Here is a 12,426-nt window from a genome sequence, read left to right on the forward strand (position 1 = left end):
AGATGTTTTGGCGGCAAGTTCGAGGGTGGCTATCATCCTTTGATTCTCATGATTTCGGGGCAAGACAGCGGCTATGAGTGATCTGCAAAAGGAAATCTCGGCCTGTCGGCTGTGTGCGGATGCGTTCGCGCAAACCGCGACGCAGCACGCGCCGCGTCCTGTCGTCTGGTTCCGCGCTGGCACTCCGATCCTGGTTGCGGGGCAGGCTCCGGGCGCACGGGTACATGAGTCGGGGCGGCCTTTTACAGACCCGTCGGGGGATCGCTTGCGGGATTGGTTGGGGATCGACGAGGGGGTGTTTTACAATCGGGATCGTCTGTCCATTGTGCCCATGGCCTTCTGCTTTCCTGGATATGACGACCGCAAAGCGGATCTTCCGCCGCCCGCCTTGTGCCGTAAAACCTGGCATGACCGGGTCGTTCAGGCGCTTGGTCCGGTCCCTCTGACCGTGTTGGTCGGGGGTCACGCACATAAGTACCATCTTGGAGTGCGCAGTTCGGTCACTGAGACGGTCCGCAATTGGCGGGACCACGCGCCGCACATCTTTGCCTTGCCTCATCCGTCCTGGCGCAATACGGCATGGATCAAGAAAAACCCGTGGTTCGAGACCGACCTGCTGCCGGCCTTGCGGGCACGGGTGCGAGAGGTTCTGTATGACTGAAGCAACGGCGCTGGACACAGCGCATACCGCGATGGAAGCCGCTCCGCAGGACGATGCCGCCCGGCTTCGCTTTTTTGAGCGGCTGGCCGATAGTGAATTGTTCCTGATGCTGACCGAAGAGGCGCAGGGCGAGAATATCTCACCCGAGCTGTTCGACGTGGCCGATGGCCGCTTCGTATTGGCCTTTGATCGCGAGGATCGGTTAGCGCAGTTTGCCGGACGTCCGGTTCCATACGCGGCGCTTTCCGGGCGTTTCCTGTCTTCGATGCTGGCGGGGCAGGGGATTGGTCTGGGCCTGAACCTCGAGGTCGCGCCATCCTCGATGCTGATCCCGTCCGAGGCGCTGGGCTGGCTGGCGACAACGCTGGAACATGCGCCCGCCGAGGTCGAAGAGAAACTGGCCGAGTTTTTGCCTCCGACCGGCCTGCCGGAGACCCTGTTGCGCGCGCTGGATACGAAGCTGTCGATTGCGGTTGGTCTGGCGCAGGAGGCCTATCTGGTCGGCACCAAATCCGAAACCGGGGCTTCGGGTCACTTGCTGGGCTTTGTCGGGGCTGTGGACAGGGCGCAATCAGCGCTGGCCAAGGCTGCGTCCGAGGCGTTGACCTTTTCGGGGATCGAAGCCGGAGCGATGGATGTCGGGTTTTTTGCACCAGAAGCCCCCGCTGCCGCGTCTCTGGCGAAGGTTGGTTTGCGGTTCGACCTACCGCAACCCGAGGCCCGAAACTTGACCCGGCCTGTGCCCGGTAGCGATCCCGAGAACCCGCCGATCCTTAAATAAAAAAGCGCGGTGCAGTCTTTTGCACCGCGCCAAATGTCCCGAACGAACCTCGAAGAGATTAATCCGCTGCCGCTTCCAGCTTGTCCTGCGTGCGGGTTTCGAAGTCGCTGGCCTCGTGACGTTCATGAAGCTGCGTGTGGGGCTCGCCAAACGCGCGGTTGACCATGCGGCCCCGCTTTACGGCCGGACGCGCGTCAATCGCCTTGGCCCAAAGCTTGACGTTTTCATAGGATTCCACATCGAGGAACTCGGCTGCATCATAAAGACGTCCAAGCACCAGCTGCCCGTACCAAGGCCAAATCGCCATATCTGCGATCGAGTAATCCTCGCCTGCAATATAGGTGTTTTCGGCCAGTTGACGGTCCAGCACGTCCAGCTGGCGCTTGGCCTCCATGGCAAAGCGGTTGATCGGGTATTCCCATTTCTCGGGCGCGTAAGCGTAGAAATGGCCGAACCCGCCGCCCAGATAAGGCGCGCTGCCCATCTGCCAGAACACCCAGTTCATCACCTCGGTCCGCTCCGGGCCTGACTCGGGCAAGAACGCTCCGAACTTTTCGGCCAGATGGAACAGGATTGAGGCGCTTTCGAACACGCGCACCGGAGCATCACCTGACCGATCCCAGAGCGCCGGGATTTTCGAGTTCGGGTTCGCCTCGACAAAGCCCGAGCTGAACTGGTCCCCTTCGCCGATATTGATCAGCCACGCATTGTATTCGGCGCCTTCATGACCCAACGCCAAAAGCTCTTCGAGCATGACGGTCACTTTGACGCCATTGGGTGTTGCCAGCGAATAGAGCTGCATGGGGTGGCGGCCAATGGGCAGGTCCTTGTCATGGGTTGCGCCGGCGATGGGTCGGTTGATATTGGCGAAGCGCCCGCCGCTTTCGCTGTCCCAGGTCCAGACTTTGGGGGGAGTGTAAGTGGATTGATCGCTCATCTGATGCCTTTCTTGCAAATCGCAGGGCCGCAAAGCCGATGCGCTAACAGCTAATGTTGCAATTCCCCGAGTCCAACCCCGCTTGACGCGGGAAACTGTAATAATTCTCTCACGAAATCTCGTTGATGGTCACACCGGCGCGAGCGGCCCTACGAAGCGCCTCAGAATCGCTTATTGTTTGTCGTGTCAGCCAAACGGCGCCCCCGATACACGAAAAAGGAATGACCACATGAAACGTTTTGCCCTGTCTTTTGCTGCGGCCATGGCTCTGGCAATTCCTGCTTTTGCAGGCCCCCAATATGTCGACGGAACCGGATTTGCGGTCTCTGGCTATGATGTTGTCGCCTATCGCGGCCTTGATCAGGCACCGGTGGGGACGTCGCAGCCAGAAGGTGTACGCGGCAATGCCGACATCACGGCGGAATACAACGGCGCAACTTGGGCTTTTGCATCGGAGGAGAACCGCGATAAGTTTCTTGAGAACCCGGCCTACTACGCGCCTCAGTATGACGGGCATTGCGCCTATGGCGTCTCAAAAGGCGGCAAGGTTCCGGCAAACCCGAACCTGTGGCGCATCGTTGATGACAAGCTATACCTGAATATCACCGACGTTGTTGTGGGCTTCTTCGAAGAGGACATCCCCGGCAACATCAACCTGGCCGAAGGCAACTGGCCCGGTATCGAAAGCGCAGACGCATCGACCAGCGTGATCCCGAAATTCACCTCGGAAGGTCCGGTCAGCAACTGATCGCGTCAACAATAGCATGAAGAAAATTAAGCCCGGCTCCCCTCCACTGAGCCGGGCTTTTTTCTGGCTGACTATCCAGCCAGCCAGAATTCGTCGATCATGTCCTGGTTGGCTTCGAACCGGATACGGACACTCTTTGCCCCCGGAAATTTGCGTTCGCAAATGGTGTCAGGAATCACCACCTCGCCCGGGCCGGCGTTGTTGGACTTGAAGCTCAGAATCTCGGTCTCGACATGCCGTCTGTTGCTCAGCACCGAGGTCGGAAGGGCGATGCGGTTCGCCCCTTCGGTGACCGGCGTTGCCACGAAAAAGGTCAAGTGGCGGCCATAGCATCCGACGGCATCGGGCACATGGTCTGATGCGGCCGGTTCGACATCTGCGTCCCGAGGCGATGGCGAACCGGCCATATTCGGCAGCGCTTGCGTCGGGCTCAGTATGGATTTGCAGGCGGAGATGTCCTCGGGCGGCAACTCGATCACACGCTTTTTGAGGCGCGGCCGCTTAGGCGTTTGCGGGCCCGATGCGCTTTTTGCGCCCAACCCCTGTTTGCGCAGAAAGTCATAGGCTGTCTTGGCGCGCGAGAAATCTTCGCAATCCCCCGGCATGTGGTCCGGATGCGCCCGGAAGGCAATATTGCGCCAAGCTTCGCGGATTTCGTCGGAACTGGCAGAGGGGGACAACCCTAGGTCCGCCAGCGCGCTGTTTCGCGCTGCGATCTTATCGACAGGTTTCATACTCAAAAACACTCATTAACGTACACGAGACCAGTTTGAGTACGGTCACGATTTTGTCAAATTCTTCTCAAGATTGAACCAGTTGCGGGGAACAATGATCTGGCCGTGCAGACATTGTTCCAGCGGCAAAGCAAAATGCCCGCGCTTTCGGATGCCGCGGGCATTTCGTCTTTGTCGACAGGGATCAGGCGACGTTCTGCAGTTCGGCTTTCGGGGTGATCCCAAGGGCGAAGCACACGTCGCGGGTCAGCTCGGGCCGGTTCAGGGTGTAGAAGTGTAGCTTGTCCACACCGCCCTCCAGCAGGTCCGAACACAGCTCGGTGCAAAGGGCCGTAGCCAGCAGATCCTCGCGATCATCACGCAGGGCTTTTTCAAAGGCATGATCGACCCAATCGGGTATCCGTGTGCCGCAGCGCTGGGCAAAGGCGCGCGCGCCTTTCCAGTTTTCGATCGGCAGGATGCCCGGTACGATCGGCTTATCGATCCCGGCTTTGACACAGGCATCACGGAACCTGAAGAAGGTCTCGGCCTCGAAGAAGAACTGCGTCAGTGCTTCATCGGCGCCCGCGTCCAGCTTGGCCTTTAGCCAGTCGATATCGGCCCGCGTATCCCGTGCTTCGGGATGAATGTCGGGATAGGCACCAACCCGAATGCTGAACATCTCGGTTTCTGCGAGGGCCTCGATCAATTCAACAGAGTTGGCAAAACCTTCGGGGTGAGGGACAAACCTATCCTGACCCTTTGGCGGATCGCCCCGCAATGCGACGATGTTCTCGACACCGGCACGGGCGAAGGTGTCTGCGATATCCAGCGTTTCCTGACGTGAAGCATCGACACAAGTCAAATGCGCCGCGACCGGCAGGCCCGATGACTTGTGCAAAGTCGCGACTGCATCGCGCGTCAGCTCGCGCGTCGTGCCGCCGGCGCCATAGGTGACCGAAACGAACCGGGGCTCCAGAGGGGCCAGCGTCTGCACCGTATCCCACAGCCGGAATGAGGCCTCCAGCGTTTTGGGTGGAAAAAACTCGAATGAGATTTCAGGTTTGGTCATTGCGGCCTCTCAGGATCAACTGAGGGTCTTGTCGCACGGTACGCATTGTGAGACAAACTCATATTCCTCAAGAACAACATGAGCTTTACTTCAAATGCACATCGAATTCCGGCACCTGCGCACCATCAAGGCGATCCATGACTGTGGCGGCCTTGCACGTGCGGCCGATCAGCTGAACATCACCCAATCGGCGCTGAGCCACCAGATAAAGGGGCTGGAGGATCAAGCCGGGGTCGAATTGTTCCTGCGTCGGTCCAAGCCGATGAAGCTGTCGGCGGCGGGTCTGCGTCTGTTGCGGCTGGCCGAGCAGATTCTGCCTCAGGTCGAGGCCGCGCAGCATGAGTTCTCATCCCTGCGCGATGGCCGCACGGGTCGGATGCATATTGCGATCGAATGCCACGCCTGTTTCGAATGGCTATTTCCAGTGTTGGAGTCCTTCCGCAAATCCTGGGGCGATGTCGACGTGGATATCCGCCCTGGCCTCGCGTTCGACGCGCTGCCTGCCTTGCAGAAGGAGGAGGTTGATCTGGTGGTATCCTCTGACCCCGAAGACCTGCCGGGTGTCGAGTTCGTGGAGTTGTTCGACTATAACCCGGTGTTCGTCGCCGCATCTTCCCATCCGCTGGCCGAGAAAGACTTCATCGAGGCCGAGGATTTTCGCGGTCAGACCCTGATCACCTATCCCGTCGAGCGCACGCGATTGGACGTGTTCAGCCAGTTGCTGATCCCGGCGCGTGTTGAACCGGCTAGCATCCGTCAGGTCGAACTAACCGCCGTGATCCTGCTGCTTGTCGCCTCAAATCGAGGGATTTCTGTCTTGCCGGATTGGGTCGTGCGTGAGGTCAAGTATAATTCGGACTACGTCACCCGCCCGCTGACAAAAGAAGGGATTACACGTCGTCTCTATGCCGCTGTCCGCACTGAAGATCTGGGAAAACCTTTCGTGCAAGAGCTGGTCAAACTGGCGCGAGACGAGGCGCGGAAGTTGCAGGCGCAGTAGCGGCGTTTCGCTAAGGTCTGCTATGCGCATCATTCCTCTTGGCAAGGGCGCATTGCATCAGTATACGCGCGGTTTGACCGGACAGGAGCCTTTTCACAATGGTTGGCAGTGCAAATCTCAACATCATGATCAAAGCCGCGCGCAAGGCGGGGCGGTCTCTGGTCAAGGATTTCCGTGAAGTCGAGAACCTGCAGGTGTCGATGAAGGGCGCGGGCGATTTCGTGTCCAAGGCCGATATCGCCGCCGAGGCCATCCTGAAAGAGGAACTGCTGGGCGCGCGTCCGACCTATGGCTGGCTGGCCGAAGAGGGCGGCGCGATTGACGGCGAGGATCCAACCCGCCGCTGGATCGTCGATCCGCTGGACGGCACCACCAACTTCCTGCACGGGTTGCCGCACTGGGCGATTTCGATCGCGCTGGAGCACAAAGGTAAAATCGTCGCCGGTGTGATCTACGACGCCGCCAAGGACGAGATGTTCTTTGCCGAAAAAGGCGAGGGTGCCTGGATGAACGATATGCGCATCCGCGTCTCGGGCCGTCACCGCATGATCGAATCTGTTTTCTCGACCGGTTTGCCCTTCGGTGGCCGCTCGGATCTGCCTGCCACGCTGCAGGATCTGGCGCGTCTGATGCCCGCCTGTGCTGGCGTGCGCCGTTGGGGCGCTGCTGCGCTCGACATGGCTTATGTGGCGGCTGGTCGTTACGAGGGTTTTTGGGAGCGCCGCCTGAACGCTTGGGATTTGGCCGCCGGGATCATCATCGTGAAAGAGGCCGGTGGACTGGCTCAGCCCTTGAACCCCGAAGGTAGCATTCTGGAAGATGGCGAGGTCATCTGCGCCAACGAGCCAATTTTTGACAGCTTTGCTAAGGTAATCCGAGGCTAGATCGCTTTGCGTTTGATTTGAATCGAAATACGCTGCCTCTCCCTTTGGTCGAACGCGCATTTCGACCACTTTGCCTCAGATAAAACGCAAAACGCTTTAAACGCCTTTACCTGCGCGGCACGCGCGGGATGCGGGATTGCGACAGCTTGTATTTCGTTTCGGGGTGAGGTGGGTGGCCGTGCGTGCGGTCCCAGTACGCAGGCCCGCCGCGTTTCAGCCAGAGCGGGATGCACAGGATCAGCCCCACGAAGAACCCACCGGTATGCGCCCAATAGGCAACTCCGCCTTCGTCGGGGTTGCTGGAAAGACTGCCGAAAAACTGCAGGGCCAGCCAGACCCCGAGCATCACGAAGGCCGGGATGCTAAAGACTCGGAAATAGACGATCAGTATAAGCAGAATATCCACGCGGGCTTTGGGAAAAAGCAGCAGGTACCCGCCCATTACGCCAGCAATCGCCCCGGAGGCTCCGATTGTGGGCACTACCGAGTCTGGTGCGGTGATCACGTGGATCAGCCCGGCTCCGATCCCGGCGACAATGTAGAACAGAAGAAAGGGCAAGTGGCCCATTTCGTCTTCCAGATTGTCGCCGAAAATCCACAGAAACAGCATGTTGCCCGCCAGATGCATCCAGCCGCCATGCAGGAACATCGAAGTCACAAAGGTCTCGGGCGCCAGCCCCTCGGCGCTGCGGGCGGGGATGATTGCGTAGTCGAAATAGAACTGCTGAAGCACCCGTGCGTTGTCCATGATCCCGACATAGCTGATGAAGATCAGGATATTCGCCGCCATCAGGGCGTAGACAACATAGGGCGTGCGCCCCGAGGGGTTGTGATCTCGGATCGGAAACATGGCGCGACGCTGGGCTTTTCCGGGCCCAGCGTCAAGGTTAGGTTATGCCGCACCACCCAACAGCGCCGCATTGCCGCCCGCCGCTGTTGTGTCGACGCAGACATGGCGTTCCGCCAAGACCCGCGTACGATCCGGCAGGCCGGGGATCATGGGCAGGATCGGCCCGTCGCGCCGCGCCAGATGCTGTTCGATCTGACGGGCGGTTTCCTCGTCTCCCCACCACAGAACGCCCGCGAAGTCGGTCAGGTTTTCCAAACGATGCAGGTCGAGCATGCCCGTCGCCTCAATCGCCGTCCCACCCAAAGCCAAAACCGCATCTGCCTGAGCGCGAGCAGCGCTCTCGCCGGGGCCGAGACATAACAGCGGAGGCCGGGCAAATTCAGACAACCGGTTTGATTCCCCCGTAGGTCCGGGCAGGGTTTGGGTTCGAACCGGGGCGGGTTGCCCTTTCGGCGCGGGCAATTCCGCAGTTGCCTGCCATGTCTCTGAGGTGCTCTGACGATCCGGAGCGCAGAACCGGGCCATGTAGTTCGGCCCACCCGCTTTGGGACCAGTGCCCGAAAGCCCCTCACCTCCGAAGGGTTGAGATCCCACGATGGCGCCGATCTGGTTGCGGTTCACATAGACATTTCCCGCGTGGATCGCCTCGGTCACATGCTGAACCCGGTCGTCGATGCGGGTGTGCAGGCCGAAGGTCAGCCCGTAGCCAGTGGCGTTGATGTCGGCGATCACCGCGTCGATCTCTTGCGCTTTGAAGCGAGCGACATGCAGAACCGGGCCGAAAATTTCACGCTCAAGATCGGCGATGCGACCGATTTCGATCAGGGTGGGGGCAATGAACGTCCCCTCGGGCGGCGTGTTGAGCTCTTTCAGAACGCGCCCTTCTGCACGGGCTTTCGCGACATGGTCCGCGATCCCCTGACGCGCAGCCCAATCAATGACCGGCCCGCAATCGGTTGAGATCAGCCATGGATCTCCGACTTGTAGGGCGTCCATCGCGCCCTTGAGCATGGTCAAAACATCCTCGGCGATATCCTCTTGCAGATAGAGGCAGCGCAGGGCCGAACAGCGCTGACCAGCTGATTGAAACGCGCTTTCGATGATGGACTGCACCGCCTGTTCCGGCAGCGCTGTGCTGTCTACGATCATCGCGTTCAATCCGCCAGTCTCGGCGATGAGCGGCGTACCGGGTCGCATGTTCTGCGCCATGGCCGAGCGGATTTTCAACGCCGTCGCCGTCGATCCGGTGAACGCCACGCCCGAGACGCGCGCATCCGAGGTGAGCGCGGCCCCGACCTCTGGTCCGCCTGGCAGCAGTTGCAACACATCGCGGGGAACTCCGGCCTCGTGCAACAGCTGCACCGCGCGATGCGCGATCAGAGGCGTCTGCGGCGCGGGTTTGGCGAGGACGGCGTTGCCGGTTGCCAAAGCCGCCGAAATCTGTCCGGTGAAAATCGCCAGGGGGAAGTTCCACGGGCTGATACAGGTGAAGACCCCAGCCGGTTTGGCATCGGGGATGTTCGCCGCGTAGTAGCGCAGGAAATCCACCGCTTCGCGCAGCTCGGCAACGGCATCGGGCAGGGATTTCCCCGCCTCGCGTGCCAGAAGGGCGAAGAGTTCTCCGAAATGGGCCTCATACAGGTCGGCGGCTGCGTTCAGAGCTTTGGCGCGTTGCTCTGCCCGGGCTTGCCATGGGCTGGCCGAGGCCAGGGCAAGCCCCAAATCCGCAGTACTGGTCGGTGCAACTGTGCCGGGCTTGTCCTGTGGTTTGGCCGGGTTAATCACCGGCTCTTCAGCCATGGGTTTCGCGTCCTCGGACAGCAAAGGCTCCGCGCGCCAATCAGTTGCTTGGAACCGATCCCGCGCTGCGTCGATCTGGTCCAGCGTCGGTGTGTGGTGCAGATCAAAGCCCTTAGAGTTGGGGCGCTCGGGCAAAAACAGCTCTGGCCCGGTGGGCAGAGGCGCGGGCGGTGTCTCAATCGCGTTGAACGGATCAGTGGCGACCTCTTCCGGTGGGACGGCCTCATCCACAATCTGGTTCACGAAGGATGAGTTCGCGCCGTTCTCCAGCAGACGCCGGACCAGATAGGCCAGCAAATCGCGATGCGCGCCGACCGGCGCGTAGATGCGGCAACGGGTTTTGTGCTTGTCCAGAACCAGCCCGTGCAGCGTTTCGCCCATCCCGTGCAGGCGCTGGAATTCAAAAGGCTGCCCCTCGGCCATATGCAGGATGGCGCTGACAGTATGAGCGTTATGCGTGGCAAATTGCGGATAGATCCGGTCGGTCATGCCCAGCAGCTTGCGGGCATTGGCGATATACGAGACATCGGTCGCGGCCTTACGGGTGAAGACTGGGAAGCCATCGACACCTTCGACCTGCGCGCGCTTGATCTCCGTATCCCAATAGGCGCCTTTGACCAGCCGCACCATCACCTTGCGATCATGGCGTTGGGCCATGTCGTAAAGAGTATCCAGAACTAATCCGGCGCGCGGGCCGTAAGCCTGAACCACGATGCCGAACCCATCCCAACCGGCCAAGGCAGGCTCGGCCATGACCTCTTCTATGACTTGCAGGGACAGGGACAGCCGGTCGGCTTCTTCAGCATCCACATTCAGGCCCATGCCAGCAGCTTTGGCCAGAAGGGCCAGCGCGCGCAGGCGGGGGACAAGCTCATCCATGACCCGCGCCTCCTGCGCCAGCTCATAGCGCGGATGCAAGGCGGACAGCTTGACCGAGATGCCGGGATTGGCGCGGATGTCGTCATGAGTGCACGCCTCGGCAATGGCGGCGATGGCGCGCGAATAGGACAGGTGATAGCGGGCGGCGTCGGCCTCGGTCCGGGCCGCTTCGCCCAACATATCGTAGGAGTAGGTGTAGCCCTTGGCCTCCATCCCGCTGGCGCGTTCCATGGCCGATTGAATCGTCTCGCCCAGAACGAACTGACGTCCCATCTCCTTCATCGCGCGTCCAACAGCGGTTCGGATGACCGGTTCACCCAGCCGCTTGATCGCCCCGCGGATGGCGCTGACGGGCGAGGCCTTACCCTCATCCAACACCTTGCCGGTCAGCATCAAGGCCCAGGTCGAGGCGTTGACCAGCGAGGATGAGGACTGCCCCAAATGTTTGCCCCAGTCCGAGGGCGCGATCTTGTCTTCGATAAGCGCATCAATCGTATCTGCATCGGGTACTCGCAGAAGCGCCTCGGCCAGACACATCAGCGCCACGCCTTCGTCAGTGGACAGGCCGTATTCAGCCAGAAACACCTCCATCATGCCGGGCGAGGTGCTGGACCGGATATCGCGGACCAATTGGGCCGCCGCGTCGCAGATGGCGCGACGGTCCGCCTCGGACAGGTCTGCCTGGTGGGTCAATGCCTGCAGAACGGTCGATTGATCGGCATAGGTGTGGGTGTCGATGGATGTGCGCAGGCTGTGAGACATTGTTCCTCCGGGCGTTTTTATCAGTATACGCGCATTTTTTCGGGACAACGGACCAAGTTTTGACATACACAGGTCAAACGAACTGATTTTTGACGGTATTTCGATGCAAATGGACTTTCCGAACCTCGACCGCTTTGATCGCGCGATTCTGCAGGCTCTGGCCGAAGACGGGCGCATCTCGGTCGCGGATCTGGCGCGGCGGATCGGGTTGTCGAAATCGCCGACCCAGGCACGGTTGAAGCGGCTTGAGGCAGATGGGGTGATTACAGGATACCGAGCAATGTTGGATCCGATCCGGTTGGGGCTAGATCACGTGGCCTTTGTCGAGGTGCGCATGACTGACACGCGGGAAAAAGCGCTGGCCGAGTTCAATGCCGCCGTCCGCAAGATCGCCGAGATCGAACAAGCCCATATGATCGCGTCGAATTTCGACTATCTGCTGAAGGTCCGCACCGGGTCCATGTCAGAATACCGCGCGGTGCTGGCCGAGAAGATCTCATCCCTGCCGCATGTGGCCAATACCTCGACCTTTGTTGCGATGGAGGCGGTGAAGGAAACCGGGTTGCTGGGCGGCATCGACCGCGAACCTTGACCAAAGCGGATTGTGCGTCACACTTGGTCTATGACCCGCACGTTCATAGGCCCTGTCATTGCCCTTTGGCTTGCAACGCCCGCTTTGGCGCAATCCTGCCCGTCTGCACCGGACCATTCGGAAGGAATGGGCGCGCTAATTGCGCAAATTCAACAGGCCGAGTCGCAGTCCGAAGCGCGCGGGATCTCCAACCAGATGTGGGAGTTGTGGACCGATGCGCCCGATCTGCGCGCTCAGACGCTTTTGGATCGTGGCATGGCGCGGCGCGAGGCATCGGATCTTCTGGGCGCTTTGCAGGAGCTCGATGAATTGGTGGTCTACTGCCCGAACTATGCCGAAGGGTATAACCAACGTGCCTTCGTCAATTTCCTTCGGCAAGACTTCCCTTCAGCTTTGGTTGATCTGGATCGGGCGCTGGAGCTATCCCCAAATCACATCGCGGCCATGAGCGGCCGTGCCCTGACGTTGCTGGGCCTGCGGAGATTGGATGAGGCCCGTTCTGCCCTGACTGCGGCCCTTGAGCTGAACCCATGGCTGTCCGAGCGGGCCTTGCTAGAACCGGGCGGCGCGCTGGAGCCGCCGGGCGAGGATATCTGACAGACCCACCGCCCCAAGGAAATGCACGCCCGGCGTGATTTCGGTTCTTGACGCCCCCAGATGCTTGGATTGCTCAACCCAAACGCTGAAAGGGTATAGCTTAGTGGTAAAGCCCCTCCCTTCCAAGCAACGAAGATTAATTTCACTGAG

General features: G+C 60.2%; 12 protein-coding genes. 7 read left to right on the forward strand and 5 right to left on the reverse strand.

Translation table 11 applies throughout. The features are described from left to right. Positions 1–73 precede the first annotated feature (73 nt). Both ACR0C3_RS12180 and ACR0C3_RS12185 read left to right on the forward strand, forming a co-directional pair. A complete protein-coding gene (locus ACR0C3_RS12180; protein WP_480758661.1) occupies positions 74–661 on the forward strand; it encodes a uracil-DNA glycosylase family protein in 588 nt (195 codons plus the stop codon). Further along, positions 654–1,442, forward strand: coding sequence for an SseB family protein (locus tag ACR0C3_RS12185; RefSeq protein ID WP_480758663.1), 789 nt, complete (start codon positions 654–656; stop codon positions 1,440–1,442). The genes ACR0C3_RS12180 and ACR0C3_RS12185 overlap by 8 nt, the downstream gene beginning before the upstream one ends. A gap of 58 nt (positions 1,443–1,500) precedes the next feature. On the opposite strand, the gene yghU is transcribed toward ACR0C3_RS12185, so the two are convergent. Next, positions 1,501–2,379: a glutathione-dependent disulfide-bond oxidoreductase gene (gene yghU / locus ACR0C3_RS12190; RefSeq protein ID WP_480758664.1), complete on the reverse strand. Its 879-nt coding sequence runs from the start codon at positions 2,377–2,379 to the stop codon at positions 1,501–1,503. A gap of 229 nt (positions 2,380–2,608) precedes the next feature. On the opposite strand from yghU, the gene ACR0C3_RS12195 reads away from it, so the two are divergent. Then, the gene (locus tag ACR0C3_RS12195; RefSeq protein ID WP_170643114.1) at positions 2,609–3,127 is read left to right on the forward strand and encodes a YHS domain-containing (seleno)protein; all 519 of its coding nucleotides are present in this window, start codon (positions 2,609–2,611) and stop codon (positions 3,125–3,127) included. Positions 3,128–3,198: 71 nt separating this feature from the next. Here ACR0C3_RS12195 and ACR0C3_RS12200 read toward each other — a convergent pair whose 3' ends face one another. Then, positions 3,199–3,861, reverse strand: a complete 663-nt coding sequence (locus ACR0C3_RS12200) for a J domain-containing protein (protein WP_480758666.1) — start codon at positions 3,859–3,861, stop codon at positions 3,199–3,201. 184 nt (positions 3,862–4,045) lie between these two features. After that, positions 4,046–4,912, reverse strand: coding sequence for a methylenetetrahydrofolate reductase [NAD(P)H] (metF, locus tag ACR0C3_RS12205; RefSeq protein ID WP_480723007.1), 867 nt, complete (start codon positions 4,910–4,912; stop codon positions 4,046–4,048). A gap of 94 nt (positions 4,913–5,006) precedes the next feature. On the opposite strand from metF, the gene ACR0C3_RS12210 reads away from it, so the two are divergent. Both ACR0C3_RS12210 and ACR0C3_RS12215 read left to right on the forward strand, forming a co-directional pair. Further along, positions 5,007–5,912, forward strand: coding sequence for a LysR family transcriptional regulator (locus ACR0C3_RS12210; protein ID WP_480758667.1), 906 nt, complete (start codon positions 5,007–5,009; stop codon positions 5,910–5,912). Between the two features lie 98 nt (positions 5,913–6,010). Next, positions 6,011–6,796, forward strand: a complete 786-nt coding sequence (locus ACR0C3_RS12215) for an inositol monophosphatase family protein (protein ID WP_480758669.1) — start codon at positions 6,011–6,013, stop codon at positions 6,794–6,796. A 106-nt stretch (positions 6,797–6,902) separates the two neighbouring features. On the opposite strand, the gene ACR0C3_RS12220 is transcribed toward ACR0C3_RS12215, so the two are convergent. Together ACR0C3_RS12220 and putA are read right to left on the reverse strand one after the other, a co-directional pair. Then, a complete protein-coding gene (locus ACR0C3_RS12220; RefSeq protein ID WP_480758671.1) occupies positions 6,903–7,646 on the reverse strand; it encodes a rhomboid family intramembrane serine protease in 744 nt (247 codons plus the stop codon). A gap of 42 nt (positions 7,647–7,688) precedes the next feature. Further along, positions 7,689–11,087: a bifunctional proline dehydrogenase/L-glutamate gamma-semialdehyde dehydrogenase PutA gene (putA, locus tag ACR0C3_RS12225; protein WP_480758673.1), complete on the reverse strand. Its 3,399-nt coding sequence runs from the start codon at positions 11,085–11,087 to the stop codon at positions 7,689–7,691. A gap of 103 nt (positions 11,088–11,190) precedes the next feature. Here putA and ACR0C3_RS12230 point away from each other — a divergent pair, with 103 nt between their 5' ends. After that, positions 11,191–11,679 carry an Lrp/AsnC family transcriptional regulator gene (locus tag ACR0C3_RS12230; protein ID WP_480758674.1) on the forward strand — a complete coding sequence of 163 codons (489 nt, stop codon included), beginning with the start codon at positions 11,191–11,193 and terminating at the stop codon, positions 11,677–11,679. Between the two features lie 30 nt (positions 11,680–11,709). Then, the gene (locus ACR0C3_RS12235) at positions 11,710–12,276 is read left to right on the forward strand and encodes a tetratricopeptide repeat protein (protein ID WP_480758676.1); all 567 of its coding nucleotides are present in this window, start codon (positions 11,710–11,712) and stop codon (positions 12,274–12,276) included. Positions 12,277–12,426 lie beyond the last annotated feature (150 nt).

The organism is Ruegeria sp. CK3, assembly GCF_056536565.1.

Bases quoted from the DNA above. Each gene is read 5' to 3' on its own strand.
- ACR0C3_RS12180 (WP_480758661.1), top strand. From the start codon at position 74: ATGAGTGATCTGCAAAAGGAAATCTCGGCCTGTCGGCTGTGTGCGGAT.
- ACR0C3_RS12185 (WP_480758663.1), top strand. From the start codon at position 654: ATGACTGAAGCAACGGCGCTGGACACAGCGCATACCGCGATGGAAGCC.
- yghU (WP_480758664.1), bottom strand. From the start codon at position 2,379: ATGAGCGATCAATCCACTTACACTCCCCCCAAAGTCTGGACCTGGGAC.
- ACR0C3_RS12195 (WP_170643114.1), top strand. From the start codon at position 2,609: ATGAAACGTTTTGCCCTGTCTTTTGCTGCGGCCATGGCTCTGGCAATT.
- ACR0C3_RS12200 (WP_480758666.1), bottom strand. From the start codon at position 3,861: ATGAAACCTGTCGATAAGATCGCAGCGCGAAACAGCGCGCTGGCGGAC.
- metF (WP_480723007.1), bottom strand. From the start codon at position 4,912: ATGACCAAACCTGAAATCTCATTCGAGTTTTTTCCACCCAAAACGCTG.
- ACR0C3_RS12210 (WP_480758667.1), top strand. From the start codon at position 5,007: ATGCACATCGAATTCCGGCACCTGCGCACCATCAAGGCGATCCATGAC.
- ACR0C3_RS12215 (WP_480758669.1), top strand. From the start codon at position 6,011: ATGGTTGGCAGTGCAAATCTCAACATCATGATCAAAGCCGCGCGCAAG.
- ACR0C3_RS12220 (WP_480758671.1), bottom strand. From the start codon at position 7,646: ATGTTTCCGATCCGAGATCACAACCCCTCGGGGCGCACGCCCTATGTT.
- putA (WP_480758673.1), bottom strand. From the start codon at position 11,087: ATGTCTCACAGCCTGCGCACATCCATCGACACCCACACCTATGCCGAT.
- ACR0C3_RS12230 (WP_480758674.1), top strand. From the start codon at position 11,191: ATGCAAATGGACTTTCCGAACCTCGACCGCTTTGATCGCGCGATTCTG.
- ACR0C3_RS12235 (WP_480758676.1), top strand. From the start codon at position 11,710: ATGACCCGCACGTTCATAGGCCCTGTCATTGCCCTTTGGCTTGCAACG.